We start from the raw sequence: 25,959 nt of genomic DNA, 5'->3' as shown, positions 1-25,959 counted from the left end.
GATGATAAGTCGCGCTAGACCCGCTGCGGATTGAAACTAAGATCAATCCTCGGGATTCACCCGCCTTTCACCAACTGATGTTGGACGTGCAAATGTCGACCTACCGATTGCGGAACCTGCTTTTGCCACGCTCCATCGCTCTGATCGGAGGGAGTCCGCGACCGAACTCGGTAGGGAAGGCCATTCTCGACAATATCGTCAAGGCGCGGTTCGAGGGCAAGCTTGGCCTGGTCAATTCTCGCTATCGGGAGATATCCAATATCGCAGCCGTTGGCAGTCTCGCCGAACTGGCGTTCGTGCCGGAACTGGTGGTGATCACGACGCCACCCCCTTCGATCCCGGATCTCATCGATCGCGCAGGCGCGTTGGGGACGGCAGGAGCTCTGATCATTACCTCGGGTCTGGGACACGGAGAGGGGTCGCTTGCCGACCAGACCGAGAAGGCAGCGCAGAAATACGGCATGCGCCTCATTGGACCGAACTGTCTCGGCATCATGATGCCGACCATCAAGCTCAATGCGAGCTTTTCGGCGCACATGCCGGTTGTAGGCAGTCTGGCGCTCATTTCACAGTCCGGCGCTATCGCGGCGGGGATGGTAGATTGGGCTGCTCAGCGCGGTGTTGGGTTTTCCGGAATCGTCTCGATCGGCGACCAGTTGGACGTCGATCTCTCAGATCTTCTGGACCATTTCGCGTTGGACGGTGGGACCCGCGCGATCCTGCTCTACATCGAAGCTGTCAAGGACGCTCGAAAGTTCATGTCCGCGGCGCGAGCGGCGGCAAGGGTCAAGCCGGTTGTGGTCGTGAAATCGGGCCGCGGTGCCGTCGGTGCGCGAGCTGCGGCGACACATACGGGCGCGCTGGCGGGAGCGGATGCCGTCTACGATGCGGCTTTTCGCCGGGCCGGCGTTCTACGGGTCTCCGATCTGCGCGAGCTGTTCGACTGCGCCGAAACGCTGGGGCGGGTGGAGTCGCCCATGGGCAAGAGGCTCGCCATTCTCACGAATGGCGGCGGGATCGGCGTGCTCGCCGTGGATCGACTGGTCGAGCTCGGAGGCGTGCCTGCCGCACTTTCGCCGGTCGTCCACGACAAACTCGATGCCATCCTGCCGCCGACCTGGTCCGGATCCAACCCGGTCGACATCGTCGGCGATGCCGATGCCGCACGCTACACGCTCGCGCTCGAGGCGCTGCTCGCCGATCAAGCCAACGATGCAGTTCTCGTCATGAACGTTCAGACCGCGATTGCATCCGCGAGCGCCATTGCCACGGCTGTCACCGAGTTCGTCAGTACCTATCGAAAGCAGCACCAGCGCTGGGCAAAGCCGGTTCTGGCGGCATGGGTCGGTGCGGAGCAGCCGGTCATCGAAACCTTGAGCGGGGCAGGAATTCCGAACTACCCAACCGAGGATGATGCCGTTCGTGGCTTCATGCATCTCGTTCGTCATCGGGAGGTGGTCGAATCGCTTGCCGCTGTCCCGCCGGCCATGCCGAGCTCTTTTGCGCCCGACGTCGAGGCAGCCCGCAAAATTGTGGCGACGGCCCTCGCCGACGGGAGGACTTGGCTCGATCCGGTCGAGATCAGTCGCCTGCTGGAGGCCTACGATATTGCGATGGTGCCGACGTTCGCGGCGTCTTCGGTCGACGAGGCGGTCGGGTATGCGGAGCAGTTGTTCGCTCAAGGCACAACTGTCGTGCTCAAGATTTTGTCGAGAGACATCATTCACAAGTCCGACGTCGGCGGTGTCGTGCTCAATCTGACCACGGCCGAGGCCGTGCGTAACGCGGCGAACGAGATCATGGCCCGCGCGAGGGCCGTTCGGCCCGACGCACGGATTTCCGGCGTGATCGTGCAAGCCATGATCGTCCGCGCCAAGGCGCGGGAGCTGATCATGGGCATTGCCGACGATCCAACCTTCGGAACCGTGATCGTGTTCGGCAGGGGCGGTACCGCCGTCGAGATCATCAACGACAAAGCGCTCGGTCTGCCTCCGCTCGATCTCCATCTGGCGCGCAACCTCATCGAGCGGACGCGCGTCTCACGATTGCTGCACGCCTATCGTGATGTCCCGGCGGTCAAGCCCGATGCAGTCGCACTGGTGCTGGTCAAGCTTGCGCAGCTTGCAGCAGACGTTCCCGAGATTCGCGAGCTCGATATCAATCCGCTGCTCGCGGACGAGAGCGGCGTCATGGCCGTCGATGCGCGCGTCGCCGTCGGCAGGGTTCCGCCGAAATTCAAAGGCTCTGGTCCGTCGAATTTCGCCGTTCGGCCGTATCCGAGCCAATGGGAACGGCATCTCCAGGTCAAGGACGGCTGGCGAATCCTTGCGCGACCGATCCGACCCGAGGATGAGCCAACCATTCATGAGTTCCTCAAGCATGTCACCGCGGAAGACCTGCGTCTTCGATTCTTTGCCCCCATGAAGGAGTTCACGCACGAGTTCATCGCGCGCCTGACGCAGCTCGACTATGCGCGCGCGATGGCTTTTGTGGCTCTCGATGAAGCGACCAACGAGCTGGTCGGCGTCGTGAGGATTCACTCCGACTCGGTTTACGAGAGCGGGGAGTACGCGATCCTGTTGCGGTCGGATCTCAAGGGACGCGGACTCGGCTGGGCGTTGATGCAGCTGATCATCGAATACGCCAAGGCCGAAGGCCTGAAGATGATTTCCGGCGACGTGCTGCAGGAAAATGTCGTCATGCTGGAGATGTGCAGGAACCTCGGTTTCGAGGTCAAAACCGATCCGACCGAACGCGACCTCTGCAACGTAAAGCTCAGGCTTTGAGCTCAGGCTTCGATTGCCTCTCACCTGATTCAGCAGGATGGGTTCAAGTCGCACGGCGGTCGTTGGGCGGCGGGCTCGCCGCCTCGCCTTCGGAGCCGCCATGCGAGCGGAGAGTTCTGATGATCATCGTCGCAATGGGAACGATGAGCAGCGGAATGAGGCTGTTGAGCGGATGGTTGACCACGCTCGAGATCTGGGCCTGCAGAGCTCGTGCTTCCAATTGCAGCGAGTCCATGGACGAGGAGTGAATCTCGTTGGCTAGTTCGAGTTCCCTGCCGGACGGTGCACGGGATGCGATGATCAGCAGGATCGCCGCAATCGCGACATTGCAGGCTCCGAGTGCTGCGGCTGCCACCACCGCGGAGGTGATCTGGACCAATGCAAGATAGGCCGCCAGCTCGAACATCAGGAGGCCAAAGACGGCAATCAGCGCCGCAAAGGCCCGGAGGCCGAGCCCGACGAGCAGGTGCCGGAGCCTGATGTCGGCAATGACCCGGTCCGTCCGCCAGAGAAGGCGCAAATGTTTAACGACATTCTCGGTATCCACTTAAGTTCTCCGCAGTAGGAGGCCAACGGCAAGACCGAGGGCGAAGGCCGAAGCTGTCGCCACGATCGGACGGTCCCTGATCATCCGCTCCACCTGAACGTCTGTCTCACTTAGACGCATGTCCAGCGCCTCGATCGCTGCAGCGAGCATTCCGGCGGCTGGTTGCGCGTCCGGGTTGCCAAGCGGCGCCCCCGCGCCCCGCAGCAGCTGGCTTAGCTCACGCGTCAGGCTGTCCAACTCGGTCCTGAGCGTCGTCGGGTCGATAGCCATGTTTTGTCCTCGCACCAAAATCACTGTAGAACGCAGTCCGGCGGGATGCTTGATTTCGCTCAACCCGTTGCGCTGACGGCATTGACGCAGATCAAGCGAGGCAGATCGGCCGGATCTAGGAACGGGTGTGCCTCGGCGCGCCGACTGAGGGAGACATCCAATTGCGTGCTCATCCGGGACTGACGGCCGCGACGACGGAGGATGTGCTTGAGCTTCGTCCGAGCGGATCATGGGTGTCCCTCAACGTGGCGGAGCTCGAGAGTTTGACCAGCTCTGCCGGCACCAGGGTCAACAGTGCGAAAGCCGTGAAGCTTGATCTGGGTGCCGTGAGCGAGATCGATACCGTCGGTGCCTGGTTGCTCGAGAAGCTCAGCCGCCGTGCCGCCGCTGGCGGTCGTCGGGTCGAGATGACCGGGGTGGCAGAAAACTACATCGGCCTGGTCGAGGAGGTCCGGCAGGTCAATCGACGAGAGGTCGAGCCGGCACCGAGACTGAATCCGGTCCTCGCCAAACTCACGGACCTCGGTCGTTCGAGTCTGGGGGCAGCCCAGGACGTCAAAGTGTTCCTGGACATGTTGGCCGCGCTGTCCTTTGCTCTGCTGCGGACGCTACGCCGGCCGCAATCTTTGCGCGTGACCTCCCTCGTCTATCAGATGTACCGCATCGGATGGCAGGCTATTCCAATCGTGGCGTTGATCACTTTCCTGATCGGCGCCATCATCGCCCAGCAGGGGATCTTCCATTTTCGACGTTTTGGTGCCGAATCCTACGTGGTCGATATGGTGGGAATTCTGGTCCTGCGCGAGCTTGGCGTTCTGATCGTCGCGATCATGGTGGCAGGGCGATCGGGAAGCGCCTACACGGCGGAACTTGGATCGATGAAGATGCGCGAGGAGATCGATGCGCTGGTGACGATGGGGCTGGATCCCGTCGAGGTGCTGATCCTGCCTCGCATCGTTGCGTTGATCTTGACCTTGCCAATTCTCGCCTTCATCGGCTCGATGGCTGGCCTGTATGGGGGAGGGCTGGTGGCCCAGCTCTATGGTGGCATGGGACCGGCAATCTTCATCGCCCGGCTACACGATGCCATCTCGGTCACCCATTTCGAAGTGGGAATATTGAAGGCCCCGTTCATGGCCTTGGTGATCGGCATTGTTGCCTGCAGTGAAGGACTTCGTGTGAAAGGTAGTGCCGAATCGCTGGGGCAACAAACCACGACATCCGTGGTGAAATCCATTTTCCTGGTCATCGTGCTCGATGGTCTGTTCGCCGTGTTTTTTGCGTCCATTGGAATGTAGCAATGGATGATCTTGGAGTGTCCAGCGCGATCCGCGTGACCGATCTCGTCGTCGGGTTCGGCCGGCAGCTCGTTCTGAACGATCTTTCGCTCGACGTTCGTCGCGGTGAGATTCTCGGTTTGGTTGGCGCGTCAGGCGGCGGGAAATCCGTCCTGATGCGGACGATCATCGGCCTCATTCCTCGGCGCAGCGGGACCATCGAGGTCATGGGGACACCCCTTGGTGGCGCCGAGGAGCGGACGACGCAGGCTGCGGCGAGGCGCTGGGGAATTCTGTTCCAGCAGGGAGCCCTGTTCTCGTCACTGACGGTCAAACAGAACGTTCAATTTCCGCTGCGCGAGAGCCTGCAGATGTCGCAGGGCTTGATGGATGAGATCGCGATAGCCAAGCTCGAAATGGTCGGCCTTCGCGCAGAGGACGGTGATAAATTCCCAGCCGAACTATCCGGCGGCATGACGAAGCGCGCCGCGCTGGCGCGGGCGCTCGCTCTCGATCCGGCGATCGTATTTCTTGACGAGCCGACCTCCGGCCTCGATCCGATTTCCGCCGGCGATTTCGACGCCCTGATCAAGACGCTCCAACTGACGTTGGGATTGACGGTGTTCATGGTGACGCACGATCTCGCCAGTCTGAACACGGTCTGCGACCGGGTCGCTGCTTTGGCCGACGGCAAGATCGTGGCAATTGGCCCTATGAGCGATCTCCTTCGATCAGAACACCCTTGGGTCAGAGCCTATTTTCACGGCAAGCGATCCCAGATGCTGCAACCAAAAGCGAGTTGAAAGATGGAAACCCGTGCGCCTTTCGCTGTCATCGGCGGCTTCGTGCTGGCGGCCATCGTCGCGATCTTTGGCTTCGTTTACTGGCTCAACAACACCGGAGGACTCGGGCCTCGCACGACCTATCACGTGCAGTTCGAGGGCTCAGTGCCCGGCCTGCTGGTCGGAGCTGCCGTTCTGTTCAACGGAATTCGGGTCGGCGAGGTGACTGAGCTGGGCCTGGCGCCGAACGATCCGCGTCGGGTCAACGCAACGATTTCCGTGGCGTCGACGACTCCCGTGCGCGCCGACACCAAGGTGGGTCTGGAATTCCAGGGGCTGACAGGAGTGCCGGTGATCGCGCTGGAGGGCGGCTCGTCGGCAGGAGCGGCGAGTGCCATATCGACACTGATTGCAGAACCGGGCGCCGGACAAAGCATGACGCAGGCCGCCCGGGACGCCCTGCGGCGCGTCGACGCAGTGCTTGCGGAGAATGCCGGGCCGCTCAAAGACACGATCGCCAACCTCAAGACATTCTCGGACGGCCTTGCGCGGAATACCGGCAAGCTCGATGGAATCGTCTCGGGTCTGGAAAAAATGACGGGAGGCGGCGCTCCAGCACAGAAGGTCACCTATGATCTGAGCGCGCCGCGAGAACTGGGGCCGGTCAACAAGACCATCAAGGGTCAGCTCGCGATTCCTGAGCCCACGGCCGTGGCGATGCTGCAGACTCAACGCATGCTGTTCACGCCGACAAAGGACTACCCGGGGTTCGGTGATTTCCTGTGGGCTGACAGCATCCCCAAGTTATTGCAGTCACGTCTGATAGATGCCTTCGAGAATTACGATGTGGCCCACGCTCCGCTGCGGACATCCGATCTCGGCCAGCCGGATTTTCAGCTGCTGATCGATGTCCGCCGTTTCCGGATCAATGGCGACACCGCCGCGGCGGAGATTGGTCTGTCGGCTCGCCTCGTCGACAAGAACGGCAAGGTCATCGCGTCACGGCTGTTTGACGAAAACCAGCCCGTTGCCCGGCTTGATCCTGCTGGCGCCGTGTCCGCCTTCGACGAGGCCTTCGGCCGGGTTGTCAAATCGATTCTGACCTGGACGATACAGGCGCTCTGAATCGACGGGGCTATTCCAAGCTCTTCAAATACGAGAGCAGATCGTGGATCTGCGGCGGCGCAAGCTGGAATTGGGGCATGGCCGGGTGACCAGTCACGATCCCCTCCGCGAGCGCTTCGCCCAGTGATTCGATCGGGTAGCGGAGATGCAGGTTTCGGAACGGGGGTGCCGGTTCGAAGGGACTCTCTCCCGTTCGACCGATGGCATGACATCGTGCGCAGTGGGCCTTCGCGAAGGCCTGCCCACGTTGCTGCGACGTCGACGCCGCGTAGGAGGGGGGCGCCAACGCTATCGCGGCGAGAAGGTGGCACAGAACAAGCCGCTGCATTCACAATGTCCGTTGGCGCTGGCAATGGCGGCCACGATAGGGCCCGGATTGTTGGTTCGTTTGATTTGAATCAATCGGAACTTCGAGCGTCCGTTAGAATGCAATCATTATATCCTTGCGCTTGGCCCAGCGGAGCCCCGTATGAAGACGTCTCTTGTTGCAGTCGATTTCCATGGGCAGGCCTGTGCCGATTGTGCCGTGCGGGGATTCAGTGTCTGTGCGTCGCTCGACCAGTTCGAAATGCGTGAATTCGAGCAGCTCAGCCGCCGGACCCATTTTGCGACCTGCGAGACGGTTTTCGCGCAAGAAGATACGTCGTCCTGCTTCTACAACTTACTGGATGGAGTCATGAGGCTCTACAAGCTTCTCCCCGACGGACGCAGGCAGATCGTCGGATTTGCGCTGCCTGGCGACTTCGTCGGCATGACGACGGAGGAACGGCATGGATTTTCGGCCGACGCAATCGGTCCCGTCACCGTCTGCCAGTTCGCAAAGGGACCGTTCGGACGCTTTGCCGAGGACAAGCCGAACCTGCTGCGGCGGATGAACGAACTGGCCGTGCAGGAGCTGAATCAGGCGCGTGATCACATGGTACTTCTCGGACGCCGATCAGCCGAGGAGAAGGTCGCGACATTCCTCGTTGGCTGGAGGGACCGGCTGGTGGAGCTTCGGGGACCCTCTAACATGGTACCGTTGCCGATGAGTCGGCAGGATATCGCCGACTATCTCGGGCTCACCATCGAGACCGTCAGTCGAACGTTCACGAAGCTCGAACGGGAGGGCATCATCGCGATCCTGCCCGGGGGCGTCTCGCTTCGAGATTCGGCGCGAGCTGAAGCTATGGCTGCTGCCTGACGTCGCTGGCGAAACCCGCATTGCATTGATCTGGATCAAGGACTGTCGCGCAGCCGATAGGGAACTGTGTCTCAAACTCGAACAGGGGAGAGAGACATGCCGCTCGACGCTATGATGGTCAGCTTTGCAGTTGTGGGGGTTTTTGTCGGGTTCGCTGCGGTCCTGCTTTGGGCTGATTCACAGACAAGACATCGGGTGTGAGGTACAGGCTGCCCTTGGGCTGCGGCATCTTGCGCTCAGAAGAGTAGCGCTGCTGGTCCGACGGGCGGCTGGACGACTCTCACGCGCTGCACAATGTATGCCGGGCCGCCTCTCGGGGGCGGAAACGCCTCCGGCGTCGATTGGCAGATGGCTTCGCCTTGAGCGTTCGCCGCATTTTCCTGGACAATCCGCCGATCTGCCGTATTCCGAAGTGCAATGAAATCGAGGATCGGTGGTCGCAAGTCCGAGGGATCGTCTTTGCTGGTGGCTGTAGGCGTGTCCATAGTCCCCTGACATCCGCGGGGGCCTTGGCCACCGGCTTTGGACAGCTCCCTTGGGCGGCGGTATTCGGACGCCTGGGAGATGCGGTGTGACTGAGGAAAAGCGGGCGAGCGTCCGACCTACCAACAACGGCAAACTGTCGGTGCTGCGTCAGCATCCGATTTTTCGTGAACTCGAGGCCGATGCGGTCGATCAGCTCTGCCGCTACGCCAAGCCGACATCGCTCAAGCGCGGTTCAACCATCTTCTCAAAAGGCGATCCTGGCTCAAGCTTGTATGCCGTGATCAGTGGCACCGTCAAAATCAGTGTCTCGTCGCCCGACGGCCGCAATGCCATCCTGAACCTGATCAGCGCGGGTGAGATATTCGGCGAAGTCGCCGTGCTCGACGGCCGAGAACGCACAGCCGACGCAACGGCCAATACGAACTGCGAGATTCTGGTCATCGATCGGCGCGAATTCCTGCCGTTCGTGAAGAGCCAGCCGGTGCTGGCAATGAAATTCATCGAGCTGCTTTGCGATCGGCTGCGCTGGACCAGCGACCAGGTCGAGCAGGTCATCCTTCAGGATCTCCCCCGCCGCCTTGCCAGTGCGCTGCTCGGCCTGACCGACAAGCGCAAGCTGGATACCGCAAGCCGCACCATCGCCATCACTCAGCAGGAGATCAGCGAAATGGTCGGCATGACGCGGGAGAGCATCAACAAGCAGTTGCGTGCATGGGCCGCGCGGGACTGGGTCCGCCTCGAGCACGGGGCGATCGTGCTTCTGAATCCCGAGCCGTTACGCGGATTGGCGGAGGCCGGTCAAGACGAAGACGAGTAGGGGCGGCGAGGCATTTTCCGACGTCCTACCTAGCCGGTGATGGCCGTATCCCGCCGACGGCGAGCTGGATTTCCCCGGGGGGCGGACATGAACAGCGCGCTGATCGAGATCGTCTCGCCGGCCGCGAGCGCGTGAAGGACGGCGTTTATGGTTTGGTGGCACCAGCACAACAGGACGGCCATCGCTTCGGGTCAGGAAGCCGCGCTGTTCAGGACGTAGCGGGTGAAGACCGCCCAAGTGATGACGGCTGAGATCAGCATGAGCGCCGTTACGCCCACGATGACGCAAGCGGGATACAGCGCATCCATCGCCCGGCGATAGAGTCCGGCCATCGTAAGCCTCTTGATCGTCCGAACCGAGCGTGCGGTCTATGCGATGTCCTGAATGCGCTTGATCATTTCTTGGTACTTCGGACCGTATTTGTCCCAGACCGGCTTCACGGCCTTCTGGAACGGCGCCTTGTTGGCGATTTCGACGATCTCGGAGCCACCGGCCTTGGCCTTCTCAATCGCTTCCCGCTCGTAGGCCTTCCAGAGTTCGCGCTCCTCCATCTGCGCTTCGCGCGCGAACTTCTTGATCAAGGTCTGGTCGTCGGTCGACAGGTTTGCCCAGGACCGCTTCGAGAACACGAGGATTTCCGGAATGACGAGATGCTGGGTGAGCGAATAGTACTTCGCGGCCGTGTAATGATTGCTGAAGACGTAGCTCGGCGGATTGTTTTCGGCCCCGTCGATCACGCCGGTCTGCAGCGCGCTGAAGACCTGATCGTAGCCCATCGCGACGCCGTTGCCGCCAAGCGCGTTCATCATGTCGATGAAGATGGGATTGCCGATCACGCGGATCTTCAGCCCCTTGACGTCCTCGACCGTCCTGATGGGCTTCTTGGTGTTGTAGATGCTGCGCGCGCCCGAATTCATCCAGCAGAGTGCGACCAGATTTGCGCTGGCATTGGCGCTGACGCGGTCCAGAAGGTCCTGACCGATCGAACCGTCCATCATCTTTTCAGAATGTTCGATGCTCTTGAACAGGAAGGGCATGTTGACGACGTTGACGTCGTCGACGATCGGGCCGAGCGCGCCGGCGCTGACCCGCAGCATCTGGATCGCCCCGATCTGGGTCTGCTCGATGGTCTCTTTCTCGCCGCCGAGCTGAGCGGAGGGATACATCTGGATCGACAGCCTGCCGTTGGTTGCCGCTGCAAGCTTTTTGCCGAGGTTTTCTGTTGCTGCAACCGTCGGATAACCCGGCGGCTGAACGTCGGATGCCTTGAACACCGCCTTCGATTGCCCAAGGGCGGCCGAGATCGGCGGCAGCGTTGCAACGCCCGCAAAGCCCACGCTCAATCTGATGAAATCGCGTCTTTTCATGGCGTCTCTCCGACGGAATGATCGTGTCGCCGCAAGGTTCGATGCGATCATCTCGTTAGCTTGGTTGATCGAAATACTCTGGATTCTTGGTCTGAATTTCAGAGATGTCGTCGAGCAGGCGTTCCAGATGACTCGCCATGGCAGCCCGGGCACGATCCGGATCGCGCCGCTCGATGGCCTGAAGGATTGGTTCGTGCTCTGCGATCACTTCGGCCATCCGTCCGATCTGCGGCAGGGTCAGTCGACGATAGCGGTCGACGTGAACCTTGACCTGAACGATCAGTTTCCAGATCCCGGGATAGCCCGCGACCTCGGCGATGCCAGCGTGAAACATCTCGTCCGCCTGGTGGAAGGCTTCGCGATCCTTTGCGGCACAGGTCTCGCGCTGACGTTCGAGGGTCGCATGAAGGTCGAGCAACTGGCTCGATGTCGCATGCTCGGCGGCCATCCGAGCGGTGGTCTCTTCGAGAGACTTTCGGATGATGATGGTCTCGGGGAGTGCTGCGACCGGAATGCGCGAGACGAAGATGCCGGACTGCGGAAAGATCTCGACCAACCCTTCATCTGAGAGTTTCAGAATGGCCTCGCGGACCGGTGTCCTGCTGACACCATAGGTCGTCGCAATCTGCGCTTCTGAGATCGGCTCCCCCGGCAGGCGCACGAGCGACACGAGTTCGGACCTGAGATCGGTGTAGATGCGTGACGCTGCTGTCGCGCCGCGGGGCCGACCATTGCGGCGCATGCGGGCAACCACAGGCCGTGGCGCTGGGGCCATTTTCCTCGGGGCTCGACTGGACATGTGCGTTTCCTCAACTGATATATTAATATATGAAGCTGGCTTTGCAATCGAAATTGCCGGTCAGCTGAGGGCTGGGCATGGTGCGCTGCGACGTAGATCGATCGCAGGAGAGCGACCCCGAGCGCGCAACAGAAGCCTATCGTCTTTTGATGCAGTCTTCACCTTGCCCCTGGCGGCGGATCGGTTGTTGTCGATGGTGACTTGCCGCGTCCAGAAACATTTGCGGTGGAGCAGACACGCACGAATCTTGTTCATGCGAATGCCTCGCGAATGCTCTCGGCGGACGCATTCTTTGGTGCTACGAATCGGGCATGAACCAGCAAACTCGGGTCGACATCCGCCATTCCACCTGCCCGCACGATTGTCCGTCGGCCTGCGCGCTCGACGTCGAGGTGCTCGATCGAAAGACGATCGGCCGCGTTCGCGGCTCGAAACGGCAGACCTATACGGCTGGCGTGGTTTGCGCCAAGGTCGCGAGATATGCCGAGCGGATTCATCATCCTGAGAGGCTGATGCATCCGATGCGTCGCGTCGGCCCGAAAGGCTCAGGGCAATTTGCACGCATCTCCTGGGACGAGGCGTTGGACGTGATCGCCGAGCGGTTTCTCCAGGTGGAGCGCGACTTTGGCGCTCAGTCGGTCTGGCCATATTATTACGCGGGCACGATGGGTCTCGTGATGCGCGATGGCCTCAACCGTCTCACCCATGTGAAGAAGTACTCGCGGTTCTACTCGACGATCTGCGCCAATGTCGCGCGCATCGGCTTTGCCATCGGCACCGGGAAGATTGCCGGCGTCGATCCGCGGGAGATGGCGCTCTCGGATCTGGTCGTGATCTGGGGCACGAACCCGGTGAACACGCAGGTCAATGTCATGACTCATGCGGCGCGCGCCCGGAAGGAACGAGGCGCCAAGATCGCGGCGATCGATGTCTACGACAATGAGACCATGAAGCAGGCCGACATCAAGGTCATCCTGCGACCTGGGACCGACGGCGCATTTGCCTGCGGCGTGATGCACGTGCTGTTTCGCGATGGCTATGCCGACCGCGCCTATATGGAGAAGTACACGGATTGTCCTGCCGAACTCGAAGCGCATCTGGAGACCCGGACGCCGCAATGGGCATCGCAAATCTCTGGCGTTCCCGTGGCCGAAATCGAGGCGTTCGCCCGTCTGGTCGGAGAGACGAAGCGGACCTTCTTCCGACTGGGTTATGGTTTCACCCGCAGCAGGAACGGCGCGACGCAGATGCATGCGGCATCGTGCATTCCCGCGGTGACCGGCGCCTGGCAGTATGAGGGAGGCGGAGCCTTCTTCAACAACGCGGCGCTGTGGCATTTCGATGAATCGATCATCGAGGGCCATGATGCCGTCGATCATTCCACCCGCTTTCTCGATCAGTCGCAGATTGGGCGTATCCTCACCGGGGATCGAGCAGCGTTGTGCGGCGGTCCGCCGGTCAAGGCGATGCTGATCCAGAACACCAATCCGATGACGGTGGCGCCCGAGCAGGAGCTGGTTCGCAACGGATTTGCGCGCGAGGATCTTTTCGTCGCGGTCCACGAGCAGTTCATGACCGAGACGGCGCAGATGGCGGATATCGTGCTGCCCGCCACGATGTTCATGGAGCATGACGATCTCTATTACGGCGGCGGCCATCAGCACATTTCGATCGGACCGAAGCTGATCGACCCGCCCGGCGAGTGCCGGTCCAATCATGAGGTGCTGCAGGGCCTGGCGCGCCGGCTGCGGGCGGTGCATCCGGGCTTCGAGATGTCGCCGCGCGAGCTGATCGATGCGACGTTGAAGAAGAGCGGCCATGGCGATATCGCCGGGCTCGAGGCCGATGTCTGGCGCGACCTTCAGCCGGACTTCCGCACCTCGCACTATCTCGACGGCTTCGCGCACAGCGACGGGAAATTTCACTTCAAGGCCGACTGGGCGCATCCACTATTCGGCCGCGTCATGGGCAATCCTGAACGCATGCCGTCGTTGCCCGACCATTGGGCGGTGACCGAAGAGGTCGATCAACAGCATCCGTTTCGGCTTGCGACCAGCCCCGCGCGCTCGTTCCTCAACACCTCCTTCAACGAGACGCCATCGTCGCAGGCGCGGGAAGGGGGACCCTCCGTCATGATCCATCCGCTCGATGCAGCCCCGCTTGGCATTGTCGACGGCGATATCGTCACGCTCGGCAATGAGCGTGGCCAGACCTCGCTTGCGGCCCGGCTGTTCGACGGAGTCCGGCGCGGGGTGCTGATCGCCGAATCCATCCATCCCAATCGCGCCCATGTCGGGGGGCGGGGCATCAACGTGCTCACCGCTGCCGACACCGTCGCGCCGATCGGGGGCGCGGCCTTTCACGACAACAAGGTCTGGCTGCGCAAATCGGCCGGGTGACGCCAACCTGGACGGGTCATCGAAAATATTTTTTAGAATCAATGGCTTGATGTCATGCCTTGGTGTGCTGGCCGCGGCCGGGAAGACTTCGTTTACCCAATCGCTCCGCCTTACCGAATCCTCTTGAGCGTCGCTCATTTTTGCGATATCTATTTTGAGCGTTGCTCAAAATAGAAGGAGTGATCCCATGCAGGTTCTCAGCTTTCGCGGTCCGCAGCTTTTTCCCGTCGTCGATCTCCAGCCGTTGCTGAACGGTTTGGCTCGGGCTGCGTCTCACCTTGTGGCGGCACGCGTTGAGCGCATCGCCAACGCCTGTGACGTTGCCGGCCTGCTGGCCGCGCGGCGCGCAAGGCGGGTGCCCGGAGACCGGCTTTTTCGCGCAGCTGTTCGCGAGGGACGCCGGCCTCGCCGCGGCGGCCTGTTCGGCTGCTTCCACTACCTGAGTGAGCTGAGCTGACCACGGCTCAAATCCCCGGCTCAAACGCAAGGAAGCGGTCACCATGTCCTCGCGTCCCATAACCTCCGTCCAGCTGCCCTCGGTCTGGATAAGCCTTTTGCACACGACCTTCGGGCTACTCTTCGTGCTGGTCGGCGGCCAACAACAGAACGGCAGACCGCATGACCGCGTCTAACAGGGTGCGTCACCTGCATCACCTCATTTCATCACCAACCTTCAAGACTCTTGTCATCCTTGCGGCCGAGCCGCCGCAGCACACCAGGAAACGACCATGATCAAGCAGTTGATGTCGTCGCGCCGTTTTGCCCCGCTGTTCTGGGCGCAATTCTCCTCGGCGCTGAACGACAACGTCCTGAAGAATGCGCTCGTCATCATGCTGCTCTATGGCGCCATGGCCGTGCATGGCGATGCGCTGGTGACCGTGGCCGGTGCGGTGTTCATCTTCCCATTCTTCATTCTTTCGGGACTCGGCGGCGAGTTGGCCGACAGGTACGTCAAGGGCATCGTCGCGCGCAGGCTGAAGTTCGCCGAGATATTCGCTGCCGGCTTCGCGGCGCTGGGTTTCTTCATGCATTCGATCCCGCTGCTGTTCGTCGCCCTCGGCATGTTCGGTGTCATCGCCGCGCTGTTCGGCCCGGTGAAATACGCCATGCTGCCGGACCAGCTGACGGTCGGCGAGCTCGCCACCGGCAATGCGCTAGTGGAAGGTGCGACCTTCATGGCCATCCTAATTGGCACCATCGCCGGCGGCCAGCTTGTCTCCGGCTCCTCGCACATGGGCTGGGTCGCTCTCGCGGTGATCGGCCTTGCCGTCATCTCCTGGGCCTCCGCCTCGCGCATCCCGCACACGGTGCCGTCCGCGCCGGATCTACGGATCACAGCCAACCCCTGGACCTCGACCTTGCACCTTCTGAAGTCGTTACATGCCGCGCCCCGGCTGTGGGACGGCATGGTGATCGTGTCCTGGTTCTGGCTGGTGGGTGCCGTCGTGCTGTCGCTGCTGCCGGCCCTGGTCAAGGACGTCGTCGGCGGTACCGAGGGCGTCGTCACCCTGTGTCTCGCCATCTTTGCGGTCGGCATCGCGATCGGCTCGCTGTTCGCCGCGCATCTTAGCCACGTCAGGCCGAACCTCGCGCTGGTGCCGATCGGCGCCATCATCATGGGCGTGCTCGGCCTCGACTTGTCCTGGGCGATCGGCACGACGGAGATCGCGAAGGGAATCACGCCGCTGGGATTCATCGGCTCCTGGTCAGGCTCGCGCATGCTGTTCGATTTCGCCTTGTTCGCCTTCGGCGGCGGCCTCTTCGTGGTTCCTGCGTTCGCCGCTGTGCAGGCGTGGTCGGAGCCCACCGAGCGCGCCCGGGTCATCGCCGCCGGCAACGTGCTGCAGGCCGCTTTCATGGTGGTCGGCTCGCTGGGCGTGGCTGGCCTGCAGGCTGCAGGCGTCTCGATCGCCTGGATCTTCTTCGGTCTGGCCTTGGCGAGCTTCGGCGCCGTCTGGTTCGTGCTCACCAAATGGGGCAGAGAGGGCGTGCGCGACTTCGGCGCGATGCTGTTTCGGGCCTTGTTCCGCACCGAGGTGCGCGGGCTGGAGAACCTGCCGCCGGCCGGCACCCGCATGCTGATCGCGCCGAACCATGTCAGCCTGATCGACGGCCCGCTGCTCCACGCGGTGCTGCCGATCGATGCGACCTTCGCCGTCGACACCGGGATCTCCAAGGCCTGGTGGGCGAAGGTCTTCCTGAAACTTGTGAGCCACATCACGATCGACCCGACCAAGCCGCTCGGTGCTCGCGATCTGATCAAGCTGGTCGCCAGCCAGGAGCCGGTGGTGATCTTCCCGGAGGGCCGCATCACGGTGTCGGGCTCGCTGATGAAGGTCTATGACGGCACCGCGATGATCGCCGACAAGGCCGACGCCGTCGTGGTGCCGGTCCGCATCGAGGGCGCGCAGCGCTCGCATCTCAGCTATCTCAAGGATGGCCAGATCAAGCGCTCGTGGTTTCCCAAGGTGACGGTGACGATCCTGCCGCCGGTGAAGCTCACCATCGATGCGGCTCTCAAGGGCAAGACCCGCCGCAATGCAGCTGGCGCTGCGCTGCAGGACGTGATGATCGAAGCCATGGTCAAGAACGCCATGCTGGATCGGACGCTGTTCGAGGCGCTCGCCCATGCCCATCGCGACCACGATACCGGCAAGGTGATGATCGAGGATCCGCTCGGCACCAAGCTGACCTATCGCAAGCTGCTGCTTGGCTCGCAGGTGCTCAGCCGCAAGCTCGAGCAGGGCACGATGGTGGGCGAGAACATCGGCCTGTTGCTGCCGAACTCCGCCGGCGTCGCCGTCGTCTTCATGGCGCTGCAGTCGATCGGCCGCGTGCCGGCAATGCTGAACTTCTCCGCCGGCCCGGTGAACGTGCTGGCGGCGATGAAGGCGGCGCAGGTCACGACCGTTCTGACGTCGCGGGCCTTCATCGAGAAGGGCAAGCTCGACAAGCTGATCGCGGCGATCGAGGGGCAGGCCCGTCTGGTCTATCTCGAGGACGTCAAGGCCTCGGTCAGCCTGGCCGACAAGATCAAGGGGATGATCGACGGCACCAAGCCGCGCGTCGCCCGCAATGCCGACCACCCCGCCGTGATTCTGTTCACGTCCGGCTCGGAAGGCACGCCGAAGGGCGTTGTCCTGTCCCATCGCAACATTCTGGCGAATGCCGCGCAGGCATTGGCGAGGGTCGACGCCAACGCTAACGATCTTGTGTTCAATGTTTTGCCGGTGTTCCACTCCTTCGGCCTCACCGGCGGCATGATGATGCCCATGTTGGCGGGCATCCCCATCTATATGTACCCGTCGCCGCTGCACTACCGGATCGTGCCCGAACTGATCTACCAGACCGGCGCCACCATCTTGTTCGGCACCGACACCTTCCTGACTGGTTACGCGCGCTCCGCCCATGCCTATGATTTCCGCACCCTGCGGCTGGTCATCGCCGGCGCCGAGCCGGTCAAGGACCGGACACGGCAGATCTACATGGAGCGTTATGGCATCCGCGTTCTCGAAGGCTATGGCGTCACCGAGACCGCGCCGGTGCTGGCGATGAACACGCCGATGGCCAACCGTGTCGGCACCGTCGGCCGCCTGTCGCCGCTGATGGAGTACCGGCTCGACAAGGTGCCGGGCATCGAGGAGGGCGGACGCCTCTCGGTCCGCGGCCCCAACGTCATGCTCGGCTATGTCAGAGCCGAAAATCCGGGTGTGCTGGAGGCACTGCCGGAGGGTTGGCACGACACCGGCGACATCGTCACCATCGACGCGCAAGGCTTCATCACGATCAAGGGACGCGCCAAGCGCTTTGCCAAGATCGCCGGCGAGATGGTGTCGCTGACGGTGGTCGAGCAGATTGCCGCGACGCTATGGCCGCAAGCGGCATCGGTCGCGGTCTCGATTCCCGACCAGCGCAAGGGCGAGCGCATCGTTCTGATCACGACGCAGAAGGACGCCGAGCGCTCCGCGATGCAGCGCCAGGCCAAGGCGCAAGGCGCGCCGGAGCTCGCTGTGCCGGCCGTCGTGATGGTGGTCGACAAGATCCCGCTGCTCGGTTCCGGCAAGACCGACTATGTCGGCGCCAAGGCGCTCGCCGAGGCGAGTGCGGCAACAGCCACGGTCGAGCGTGAGCCGGAAGAGCGGGAAGTCGCGTGATTGCATCGCTGCGCCGGCGTTCTCAGCACATTGGCCCCCGCGACGCGGGGGTCGTCCTGCTGCATGGTATCGCCGGCCGATCATTGATGCTGCGTCCACTGGAAAAGCGGTTGCAGCGCGCAGGTTTTGCGACGCTGAACCTCGACTATGAAAGCCGCAAGAAACCGCTCGAGTTTCTTGCCGACGACATCCGCCCGGCGATCGCCGATTTCGCCGCCGGGATCGACGGTCCGATCCACTTCGTGACCCACTCGATGGGCGGGCTGCTGGCACGGGTCGCGATCGCGAAGCATCGGCCGGCGCGGCTCGGCCGTGTCGTCATGCTGGGAACGCCCAATGGTGGCAGCGAGCTTGCCGACCGGCTGCAGAACGTCGGGCTCTATCGCGCCTATTTCGGTCCAGCCGGCCTGCAATTGGTGACCACGAAGGACGTCACGCTCGCCTCTCTGCCACCCGCCGATTACGAGATCGGCGTGATCGCCGGCAACCGTTTCCTCGATCCGATCGCCGGCCTGTTCCTGCTGCCGCGGCCGAACGACGGCCGCGTCTCGGTCGAGAGCTGCAAGCTCGCCGGGATGACGGACTACACAACGGTCAAGGCGTCGCATACGGGCCTGCTGGTGCATCCGACGTCGTTCCGGCAGACCATCGCGTTCCTGCGCACCGGACAGTTCGATCCGGCGCGTCCGCTGCTGCACGGTGTCATCGCCGAGATCGGCCGCCGCGCGGCCAGCTGACGCAAGTTTTCCTTGCCCGCGGCGGCTATCCCGCGCCAATCTCGCATCCAACATCAAGCAACGGGCAAGGCGATGACCGACGACAGCGTGATTCTCGACAAGCGCGGCCAGGCCCTCTGGATCACCATCAATCGTCCAGAGAAGCGCAACGCCCTCAATGGCGACGTCATCGCCGGGATCTCGCGCGGCTATCGCCAGGCGCATGACGATCCGCAGGTTCGCGTGATCGTGCTGACCGGCGCGGGGGACAAGGCGTTCTGCGCCGGCGCTGACCTGCAGAACTCGGGCGCGGCCTTTGCGATGGATTTCTCCCGCCCCAATGTCGACTACGCCGATCTGCTCAGGCTGTCGCAGAATGCCACCAAGCCTGCGATCGCGCGCCTTGGCGGCGTCTGCATGGCCGGTGGCATGGGGCTGTTGTGCATGACCGACATGGCGGTCGCGGCCGATCACGTCATCTTCGGCCTGCCGGAGGTCAAGGTCGGCGTGTTCCCGATGCAGGTGCTGAGCCTGTTGCAGAGCATCGCGCCACCGCGACTCGTCAACGAATGGGCGCTGACGGGCGAGCCGTTCGATGCCAAGGCTGCACAGGCTGCGGGGTTGCTCAACCATGTCGTTCCCGCCGCCGAGCTCGATGCCAAGATCGAGTGGCTGATCGGCCGCATCGTCGACAAGTCGCCGACCGCCATCCGCCGCGGCAAATACGCCATGCGCGCCATCGCGTCGATGTCGTTCGACGAGGCGATCGCCTATCTCGAAAGCCAGATCGCGCTCTTGGCGATGACCGAGGACGCCAAGGAAGGCCTGAAGGCGTTCGCCGAGAAGCGCAAGCCGGTGTGGCCGGGGAAGTAGCGCGCGGCAGGTGGATCGCTTGACGGCGGCTCTGTTGTTCCAGCTGTCATGCTCCGCGAAGGCGGAGCATCGCTCGTTCCTCGGCTAGCGCGCAGCTTTACGCGCGCCTCGGGGACCCAATTCCCGGCGCTCGTTCATGCACAGGCCAAGCGCTCTGAGCGGGATCCATCGGATCGTGGGTGACGAGATCAAGGATCTCGTTGTTGGCGAAGCCGATCGCCATTGGTCGTATCACGTCTGGCACCACGCCCAGATCGTAGAATTCGGCTACCGCCCCATCAATCCGAAACCAGTTTTCGCAGACACCGGTGTCGAGATTGATCAATTGGATTCCGCACCACGGTTCGGAATCGGTTTCGGCCAACCTGCGATCCAGTGCGAGACCCTCGAAACGCTCATAGCGAGGTTTCGACAAGCCAACGAAGGCATAGTTGCCGAAAAACGCGAGCCCGCGCACGAAGCCGGGACAGAATGCCAGAACGTGGAACGTCGCGCCGGCTGCTGAACGCTCGATCCATCCGATCTCCCCCGTGCCCGAGTTGAGCACCCACAATCTCCCGCGATAGAGCCGGGGGGAATGAGGCATCGAGAGACCATCGATCACTATCTCATTGGAGTGCACGTCGATGACGATGCCGCCATCGGAACGACGGTCGCGCCAGCCGTCGACGGTGTCCGATCTGCTGATCGCCGTAACGTAGCGCGGGGCGCCGTCTTCGATGGCAAGTCCGTTCAGATGACATCGGTCCTCCTTGACGATCTTCGAAATGAAGGAAGGCTTCCACAGCGGCGCGAAGCTGTGCCGTTCCGATGTAGAGGCAAGACAATTGTAAAGCGTGTTGACGAAGACGATGCGGCCGTCGCTCAGCATCCCCACGTCATGAACATCGAGCTCGCCAGTGGTGAAGATCTGGCGCGGGACATAACAGGCATCGTGCAGATCGTTGATCCGCTGCCCGGGCGCAAGTACGTTCCTGAATCTCAAGATCTGGAACATCGTGGCGAGCAGGATCGTATCGCTGTCCACGACGCAGATTCCCATGGCCTTGTGAAAGAGGCGCTCGTGGACCAAGAGCCCGCCGTCGGCATTCTGACCCAGGAAATAGAATTTGCCGGATTGATAGGACGAACCCGCGATGGCGATGCGCTGAGAACCAAGAAAGCCGGGCAGTCCGGGTGACATGGAATACCGAACCGCTTCACTGCCGGCCCGGCCAACCTGTTCCGCGGGAAGGCGTACGCAAGTTCGATCGGCTGGCAGAATCTCGTTTGATTCGAATGTCGGTACGTCGTCACGACGGCCCATGGATGCTTCTCCAAACGGCGGTGAACCCGACAAGAGGCAGGCCTCTTCAGCGCGGCCTAGGAGAGTGCCTCGAAAGACGGGAACGGCTTAAGACTTTTTGGTCGATGTGCCATCATCTTCTGGTTGTCCAGTAATTCTTGACATATAAAGGTTGAGTTTCCCAGCCCAAAGGAGGAGGGCGGCGCTTGTCCGACAGGTTTCCATGCCGGCAGTTGGTGCTGTCGTCTTCGATGCTGGTGGGCGCAGTTTTCGGCTATAGCCGCCGGGTCTACGCTGCTTGCGCCAATGTGGGCGGTTCCAATTGGGAATGCTCGGCGGCCAGCACCGCCCAGACGATTTCGGGCGCCAACGCTCACGTGACTGCGCTATCGGGATTCCGCATTACGACCGTCTCCTCGAATGCTCTGACGATCACCGGCGCCGGCAACCTTTCATACACCGATACGAACTTCTCTCCGTTTACCGCGACCGCCGGCAACGGACTCAATATGACGACGACAGCCGGCGTTCCGGGCAGCATCACAGTGAATACCAACGGTGATATCACCGCCCTCAACTACGGCATTCGGGGCCGCAACCAGGGCACCGGCGCGCTCAACATCACGACCAACGGCGATGTCGTAAGCACGGGCACAACCTCGGTATCGCGGGGAATCGTGGCGATCAATTTCGGCACTGATCTGACCGTGACAACCGGCGCAGGCTCCAACGTCCGCGGCGCGCGCTACGGAATTCTGAGCCGCAACTACGGCACTGGATCGACGACCGTGACGGTCAACGGTGACGTCACGGCCGCCGGCACGACCGGCAGCGATTTCGCTCTTCTCGCGAGAGGGAACGCAGATGTCACGGTGACCACAGCCGCCGGAACTACCGTGAGAGGCCAGGAGACCGGCATCTTCGCGCGGAGCGATGGCAACGGCGCGGTAAAGATCGCCGTCGCTGGCGACGTCACAGGAACCAATACGACGGGCATATATGCGAGAAGCGGAACGAGCGGATCAATTGCGATCACGATCGGCGCCGGAAGCCACGTGACCTCGAATGGTACGGGAGCGGATGGTTTCGCCATTGATACATCGAGCTTCGTCGTCAGCCCTACCACTCTCACTGTGGCCGGTACGCTAAATGGCGGTGCGGGCGGCGCCGTTCGGTTTCATGGTTCGGCGAACCGGCTTGAGCTTTATCCAACCGCTGCGATCAACGGCAACGTTTTCGGCGGCGGCAGCGACACCCTTGCACTGGGCGGCACTGGTACAGCGAGCTTCAACGTCGCAACGATCGGTGCCGGCCTGCAATACCAGGGCTTCGGGACGTTTCTCAAGGAGGGCAGCAGCCACTGGACGCTTACCGGCACCACTCCGCTCATCTCCAGCTTTACCGTGAATGGCGGCCTGCTCGAGGTCGACGGAAACATGCCAAACACCTCAGTCACAGTGAATAGCGGCGCACTGCAACTCGGGAATGGCGGCAGCGCCGGCTCGATCGGCGGCAACGTCACTGACAACGGCATCTTCGCGATCAATCGTTCCGACAGTTACACGTTCGGCGGCATCATTTCGGGCACCGGGACATTCCAACAGCTTGGCTCCGGCACCACCATCTTCTCCGGTGCGAACACTTATACCGGCGGCACCATCGTCAGCGCGGGCACACTGCAACTCGGCAATGGCGGTACCAGCGGCTCGATCGTCGGCGACGTGATCGACAACGGAATCTTGGCTTTCAATCATTCCGACGGTTACACCTTCGGTGGAACGATCTCAGGCTCTGGTGCCCTCGAGCAAAACGGCAGTGGCACGCTCGTCCTGAGCGGGCACAGTAGCTACACAGGCCCGACGTTCATCAACAGCGGGATACTAGACGTCACAGGGGAGCTCGCATCGACCGTGTTCGTCAACTCCGGGGCCCGGCTCATGGGCAATGGCACGATCGGCGGCCTCGCTGTCGCGAGCAGGGGAGTCGTTTCTCCAGGCAATGCGATCGGGACGCTTAATGTCTCTGGCGACGTATCCTTTGCCTCTGGCTCCACCTACGAAGTCGAGACCAACGCGTCCGGGGCGGCAGACCGGATCGTGGCGACCGGCACGGCAAGACTCAATGGCAATGTCGTCGTCCTGCCGCAGAACGGTGCCTATGCCTTCCGTACCACCTACAATATCCTCAATGCCGCCGATGGCATTAGTGGTGCCTTCTCTGGGGTGAGCAGCAACTCTGCGTTCCTGTTTCCCAGCCTGAGTTATGATGCCAACAACGTGTTCCTCTCGTTGACCCAGTCGACGTTCTTTCCGAGCGTCGCGCGGACGGCAAACCAGCTGGCCGTAGCCACCGCTCTCCAGGAAAGCTCGCCGGATAGCCGGCTCTTCGGCAGCGTGATCTTCCAGACAGCGCCCGGCGCGCAACAGGCGTTCGACGCGCTGTCGGGCGAACTTCATGCCAGCGCACGGACGTCCCTCGTCGAAGACGGTCATTTCGCCCGGGACGCCGTCCTCGGACGCTTGCGTCAAACTTCCTTTGAGGACCGTTTTGGGCCGTTTGCGAGTTTCGGCTCCGGTGGTCCAGCCGTGATCTACGGCGATGTCGATCTATCCTCGCCGAAGCATCTGGCCTACGCCGCCGATACGGACAGGCGCATTCTCCGCACCGGCAGCATTCCGTCGTCGGCCAACGCGTCCACATCGCGGGATATTGGCTGGTGGGCTCAGGGAGTGGGGGCTTGGGGCACGGCTCATGGTGACGGCAATGCTGCTGGTATGAGCCGACGCCTGAGCGGTTTCTTCAGCGGAGTAGATGGGCGGCTGGGCGACAACTGGCGGGCAGGCGTCGCGGTCGGCTACACCAATTCGAGGACGAGCATCGATGCCCGTGCGAGCTCGGCCGATATCGATAGCGCATATCTAGCCGTCTATACTGGCTTTGACGTGGGTGCCTGGAACGTCCGCTCGGGGGCACTTCTGAGCTTCAGCACCATTGGGAGCGCTCGCTCGATCAGCTATCCGGGTTTTCTCGAACGGGCGACCGGGCGTTATGGCGCGTTCGGCTCACAAATATTTGGTGAGATTGGGTATGATCTGAACCTCGCGGATGCTCTTGTGGAGCCATTTGCAGGTTGGTCCTGGATCCATCTCCATACCAATGGCTTCGATGAGGCCGGTGACGTCGCCGCACTTTCCGGCTCATCGCGCGAGGAGGACGTAGGTTATACGGCGATCGGGGCGCGCGCATCGGCGCTGATTGCACTATCGGACGGAATGGCGCTCAAGCCGTCAGCATCGCTCGCTTGGCAACACGGTTTCGGCCAGCTCAAGCCGGAAGACCACCTGCTTTTCAGAAGCACCGGCGCTGCATTTGACATTGCAGGGCTGCCGCTCGCTCGGGATGCCGCCCTGGTGCAGACCGCCCTGGATCTGCGCACAAGCGCCAATACTGTCATGGGAGTGTCCTATCGCGGCAATCTTTCGAGGAGCAGCCAGGATCACTCGATCGAGGGGCACATCAAAGTTCAATTCTAGCTCTATCTGGGGAAAGATATCCGGACAGCGGATGCGCGAGGCGATCAGCGTCTCATCGAGACCTGCCTATCATTTGGTTGCGAATGCGCAGCGCACATTTGAGTGCCGCCTGGCTTGTCCTTGCAGCAGATGAACAGCGTGCTTGGACGATCATCATTCGAGACTGAAACCTCACAGCAGTATTGGCCGCGTAGGTTGCCCTGAGGTTCGCGCGGCGTCATGATTGACGGATGGTGCGGCATTCGGATCGAGGGGAACATGACACGACCCGCCGGACATCCCGACGCTGATGGCCTGCACATCCGGCCGATGCGGCCGGACGAGATCGGGCTCGCGATCGACTGGGCGGCAGCCGAGGGGTGGAATCCCGGATTGTCCGATGTGACGTGCTTCGCAGAGGTCGACCCCGACGGCTTCCTCGTAGCCGAGCGCGACGGCGTGCCGGTCGCGACCGTGTCCTGCGTGAACTATGACGACCGGTTCGCCTTTCTCGGATTCTACATGGTGCGTCCCGAGCTGCGCGGGCGCGGCTACGGCTTGCGGCTCTGGCAGGCGGCGATGGCGCATGCGGGATCTCGTATTGTCGGACTCGATGGCGTGGTCGCGCAGCAGGACAACTATCGGAAATCCGGCTTCAGCTACGCGTATGCCAATATCCGCTACGGGGGACGATCCGCCGCCTTGCTGCAATCGGCGGATCGATCAGGTATCGTCGCTCTTGCCGATGTGCCGCTTTCCGACATCGAAGCGTCAGATGCGACCGTATTTCCCGCCCCGCGCCGGGCATTCCTGCGGGCCTGGATCGACACGCCCGGTCATGTCGGCCGGGCGCTGATCCGCGACGGTACGCTAGCCGCCTGGGGTGTGATCCGTCCGTGCCGTGCGGGCTACAAAATCGGTCCGCTGATTGCGGAAAAGCGTGCCGATGCCGAGGCCGTGGTGTCGGCGCTGCTGAGCGCAGCCGGCGACTCCGAGGTGTTCCTCGACGTGCCCGCGATCAATCCGGAGGCGGTGGCGCTCGCCGAGAGCCTCGGCCTGAAGCCGGTGTTCGAGACCGCGCGCATGTACACCGGGCCGATCCCGCCGCTCCGGATCGACCGGGTGTTCGGTGTCACCACCTTCGAACTCGGCTAACTCACCGTCCGAGCGGCCGCGCGAAGCTCAGTTCCGTCGGGATCGGTGAGGTGGAAATAGCGCTCGCCCCATTCGGCATTGCAGGGCGTGGTCGAGGGGGCAAAGCCAGCGGCCAGCGCCTTGGCGTAGACGGCGTCGACATCGGCGACGTGGAAGATGATGCGGCCCCACCAGCTCCACTGCTTCTCCCTGGACATGGCGATCAGGTTGAGGAAGCCGGAGCCCACACGGAAGCTCGTGAACGACGTGTGGGCGCCGCCATGGGCAATGTCGTCGAAGCCGAGCGCGCGATAGAACGCGACCGCGCGCGTCATGTCGTGGGTGGCAATCGTAATCGCGCTGATGCTCTCGATGGTCATGGAGGCGCTCCTCGCCGTGTGGAAGCCGCGCCATAGAGAAGCTCAGATCACAGTTGGCACGCAAGGG

At 62.2% G+C, this 25,959-nt stretch carries 21 protein-coding genes; 12 read left to right on the top strand and 9 right to left on the bottom strand.

The annotated features are described in order from the left end of the window. Positions 1–92 precede the first annotated feature (92 nt). Entirely contained in the window at positions 93–2,786 is a 2,694-nt protein-coding gene (locus QX070_RS21455; RefSeq protein WP_315739040.1) for a bifunctional acetate--CoA ligase family protein/GNAT family N-acetyltransferase, read from the top strand. Positions 2,787–2,829: 43 nt separating this feature from the next. Here the strand turns inward: QX070_RS21455 and QX070_RS21450 are convergent, their stop codons facing one another. Both QX070_RS21450 and QX070_RS21445 read right to left on the bottom strand, forming a co-directional pair. Further along, the gene (locus QX070_RS21450; protein WP_315739039.1) at positions 2,830–3,333 is read right to left on the bottom strand and encodes a phage holin family protein; all 504 of its coding nucleotides are present in this window, start codon (positions 3,331–3,333) and stop codon (positions 2,830–2,832) included. Beyond that, positions 3,334–3,666 carry a hypothetical protein gene (locus tag QX070_RS21445; RefSeq protein WP_315739038.1) on the bottom strand — a complete coding sequence of 111 codons (333 nt, stop codon included), beginning with the start codon at positions 3,664–3,666 and terminating at the stop codon, positions 3,334–3,336. It abuts the gene before it with no gap. 98 nt (positions 3,667–3,764) lie between these two features. On the opposite strand from QX070_RS21445, the gene QX070_RS21440 reads away from it, so the two are divergent. The 3 genes from QX070_RS21440 to QX070_RS21430 are packed head-to-tail and all read left to right on the top strand — an operon-like array spanning position 3,765 to position 6,787. Continuing rightward, on the top strand, positions 3,765–4,901 hold the full coding sequence (locus QX070_RS21440; protein WP_315739036.1) for an MlaE family lipid ABC transporter permease subunit: 1,137 nt from the start codon (positions 3,765–3,767) through the stop codon (positions 4,899–4,901). Between the two features lie 2 nt (positions 4,902–4,903). Further along, a complete protein-coding gene (locus tag QX070_RS21435) occupies positions 4,904–5,683 on the top strand; it encodes an ABC transporter ATP-binding protein (RefSeq protein ID WP_315739035.1) in 780 nt (259 codons plus the stop codon). Positions 5,684–5,686: 3 nt separating this feature from the next. Next, entirely contained in the window at positions 5,687–6,787 is a 1,101-nt protein-coding gene (locus tag QX070_RS21430; protein ID WP_315739034.1) for an ABC-type transport auxiliary lipoprotein family protein, read from the top strand. Between the two features lie 10 nt (positions 6,788–6,797). Here QX070_RS21430 and QX070_RS21425 read toward each other — a convergent pair whose 3' ends face one another. Next, positions 6,798–7,115: a cytochrome c gene (locus QX070_RS21425; RefSeq protein WP_315739033.1), complete on the bottom strand. Its 318-nt coding sequence runs from the start codon at positions 7,113–7,115 to the stop codon at positions 6,798–6,800. A gap of 141 nt (positions 7,116–7,256) precedes the next feature. Between QX070_RS21425 and QX070_RS21420 the strand changes: the two genes are divergently transcribed. Together QX070_RS21420 and QX070_RS21415 are read left to right on the top strand one after the other, a co-directional pair. After that, entirely contained in the window at positions 7,257–7,970 is a 714-nt protein-coding gene (locus tag QX070_RS21420) for a helix-turn-helix domain-containing protein (protein WP_315739032.1), read from the top strand. Between the two features lie 571 nt (positions 7,971–8,541). After that, positions 8,542–9,273 (top strand): Crp/Fnr family transcriptional regulator, encoded by a 732-nt coding sequence (locus QX070_RS21415; protein WP_315739031.1) that lies wholly within the window; start codon positions 8,542–8,544, stop codon positions 9,271–9,273. Between the two features lie 191 nt (positions 9,274–9,464). Here the strand turns inward: QX070_RS21415 and QX070_RS21410 are convergent, their stop codons facing one another. Genes QX070_RS21410 through QX070_RS21400 form a run of 3 tightly spaced genes read right to left on the bottom strand, consistent with a single transcriptional unit; the run spans position 9,465 to position 11,382 of the window. Then, positions 9,465–9,605 carry a hypothetical protein gene (locus QX070_RS21410; protein ID WP_315739030.1) on the bottom strand — a complete coding sequence of 47 codons (141 nt, stop codon included), beginning with the start codon at positions 9,603–9,605 and terminating at the stop codon, positions 9,465–9,467. A gap of 36 nt (positions 9,606–9,641) precedes the next feature. After that, positions 9,642–10,640: a TRAP transporter substrate-binding protein gene (locus QX070_RS21405; RefSeq protein ID WP_315739029.1), complete on the bottom strand. Its 999-nt coding sequence runs from the start codon at positions 10,638–10,640 to the stop codon at positions 9,642–9,644. Between the two features lie 55 nt (positions 10,641–10,695). Then, positions 10,696–11,382, bottom strand: a complete 687-nt coding sequence (locus tag QX070_RS21400) for a GntR family transcriptional regulator (protein ID WP_315739028.1) — start codon at positions 11,380–11,382, stop codon at positions 10,696–10,698. Between the two features lie 368 nt (positions 11,383–11,750). Between QX070_RS21400 and QX070_RS21395 the strand changes: the two genes are divergently transcribed. Further along, complete coding sequence (locus QX070_RS21395) at positions 11,751–13,838, top strand: molybdopterin oxidoreductase family protein (protein WP_315739027.1); 2,088 nt, start codon at positions 11,751–11,753, stop codon at positions 13,836–13,838. A gap of 52 nt (positions 13,839–13,890) precedes the next feature. Here the strand turns inward: QX070_RS21395 and QX070_RS21390 are convergent, their stop codons facing one another. Continuing rightward, the gene (locus tag QX070_RS21390; protein WP_315739026.1) at positions 13,891–14,340 is read right to left on the bottom strand and encodes a hypothetical protein; all 450 of its coding nucleotides are present in this window, start codon (positions 14,338–14,340) and stop codon (positions 13,891–13,893) included. A 226-nt stretch (positions 14,341–14,566) separates the two neighbouring features. On the opposite strand from QX070_RS21390, the gene QX070_RS21385 reads away from it, so the two are divergent. The 3 genes from QX070_RS21385 to QX070_RS21375 all read left to right on the top strand — a co-directional run bounded on the left by QX070_RS21385 (position 14,567) and on the right by QX070_RS21375 (position 19,581). Next, entirely contained in the window at positions 14,567–17,992 is a 3,426-nt protein-coding gene (locus QX070_RS21385; protein ID WP_315739025.1) for an acyl-[ACP]--phospholipid O-acyltransferase, read from the top strand. After that, positions 17,992–18,729: an esterase/lipase family protein gene (locus QX070_RS21380; protein WP_315739137.1), complete on the top strand. Its 738-nt coding sequence runs from the start codon at positions 17,992–17,994 to the stop codon at positions 18,727–18,729. Before QX070_RS21385 ends, QX070_RS21380 begins: the two co-directional genes overlap by 1 nt. A 72-nt stretch (positions 18,730–18,801) precedes the next feature. Next, positions 18,802–19,581 (top strand): enoyl-CoA hydratase/isomerase family protein, encoded by a 780-nt coding sequence (locus QX070_RS21375; protein ID WP_315739024.1) that lies wholly within the window; start codon positions 18,802–18,804, stop codon positions 19,579–19,581. A gap of 97 nt (positions 19,582–19,678) precedes the next feature. On the opposite strand, the gene QX070_RS21370 is transcribed toward QX070_RS21375, so the two are convergent. Then, positions 19,679–20,887: a TIGR03032 family protein gene (locus QX070_RS21370; RefSeq protein ID WP_315739023.1), complete on the bottom strand. Its 1,209-nt coding sequence runs from the start codon at positions 20,885–20,887 to the stop codon at positions 19,679–19,681. A 185-nt stretch (positions 20,888–21,072) separates the two neighbouring features. Between QX070_RS21370 and QX070_RS21365 the strand changes: the two genes are divergently transcribed. Next, positions 21,073–24,399, top strand: coding sequence for an autotransporter domain-containing protein (locus QX070_RS21365; protein ID WP_315739022.1), 3,327 nt, complete (start codon positions 21,073–21,075; stop codon positions 24,397–24,399). Positions 24,400–24,657: 258 nt separating this feature from the next. Next, on the top strand, positions 24,658–25,533 hold the full coding sequence (locus QX070_RS21360) for a GNAT family N-acetyltransferase (RefSeq protein WP_315739021.1): 876 nt from the start codon (positions 24,658–24,660) through the stop codon (positions 25,531–25,533). Here QX070_RS21360 and QX070_RS21355 read toward each other — a convergent pair. Continuing rightward, positions 25,530–25,892 (bottom strand): VOC family protein, encoded by a 363-nt coding sequence (locus tag QX070_RS21355; RefSeq protein ID WP_315739020.1) that lies wholly within the window; start codon positions 25,890–25,892, stop codon positions 25,530–25,532. The two genes, QX070_RS21360 and QX070_RS21355, sit on opposite strands and share 4 nt — an antisense overlap. Positions 25,893–25,959: the final 67 nt, after the last annotated feature.

This window comes from Bradyrhizobium sp. SZCCHNR1093 (assembly GCF_032381175.1).
In the GTDB taxonomy this organism is placed as follows: domain Bacteria; phylum Pseudomonadota; class Alphaproteobacteria; order Rhizobiales; family Xanthobacteraceae; genus Bradyrhizobium.
Note: the sequence above shows the minus strand (reverse complement) of the source record. Positions and strands in the feature narration are given on the sequence as shown.

Bases quoted from the DNA above. Each gene is read 5' to 3' on its own strand.
- QX070_RS21355 (WP_315739020.1), bottom strand. From the start codon at position 25,892: ATGACCATCGAGAGCATCAGCGCGATTACGATTGCCACCCACGACATG.
- QX070_RS21405 (WP_315739029.1), bottom strand. From the start codon at position 10,640: ATGAAAAGACGCGATTTCATCAGATTGAGCGTGGGCTTTGCGGGCGTT.
- QX070_RS21430 (WP_315739034.1), top strand. From the start codon at position 5,687: ATGGAAACCCGTGCGCCTTTCGCTGTCATCGGCGGCTTCGTGCTGGCG.
- QX070_RS21390 (WP_315739026.1), bottom strand. From the start codon at position 14,340: ATGGTGACCGCTTCCTTGCGTTTGAGCCGGGGATTTGAGCCGTGGTCA.
- QX070_RS21400 (WP_315739028.1), bottom strand. From the start codon at position 11,382: ATGCGCCGCAATGGTCGGCCCCGCGGCGCGACAGCAGCGTCACGCATC.
- QX070_RS21425 (WP_315739033.1), bottom strand. From the start codon at position 7,115: ATGCAGCGGCTTGTTCTGTGCCACCTTCTCGCCGCGATAGCGTTGGCG.
- QX070_RS21360 (WP_315739021.1), top strand. From the start codon at position 24,658: ATGACACGACCCGCCGGACATCCCGACGCTGATGGCCTGCACATCCGG.
- QX070_RS21370 (WP_315739023.1), bottom strand. From the start codon at position 20,887: ATGGGCCGTCGTGACGACGTACCGACATTCGAATCAAACGAGATTCTG.
- QX070_RS21435 (WP_315739035.1), top strand. From the start codon at position 4,904: ATGGATGATCTTGGAGTGTCCAGCGCGATCCGCGTGACCGATCTCGTC.
- QX070_RS21385 (WP_315739025.1), top strand. From the start codon at position 14,567: ATGATCAAGCAGTTGATGTCGTCGCGCCGTTTTGCCCCGCTGTTCTGG.
- QX070_RS21410 (WP_315739030.1), bottom strand. From the start codon at position 9,605: ATGGCCGGACTCTATCGCCGGGCGATGGATGCGCTGTATCCCGCTTGC.
- QX070_RS21375 (WP_315739024.1), top strand. From the start codon at position 18,802: ATGACCGACGACAGCGTGATTCTCGACAAGCGCGGCCAGGCCCTCTGG.
- QX070_RS21455 (WP_315739040.1), top strand. From the start codon at position 93: ATGTCGACCTACCGATTGCGGAACCTGCTTTTGCCACGCTCCATCGCT.
- QX070_RS21420 (WP_315739032.1), top strand. From the start codon at position 7,257: ATGAAGACGTCTCTTGTTGCAGTCGATTTCCATGGGCAGGCCTGTGCC.
- QX070_RS21395 (WP_315739027.1), top strand. From the start codon at position 11,751: ATGAACCAGCAAACTCGGGTCGACATCCGCCATTCCACCTGCCCGCAC.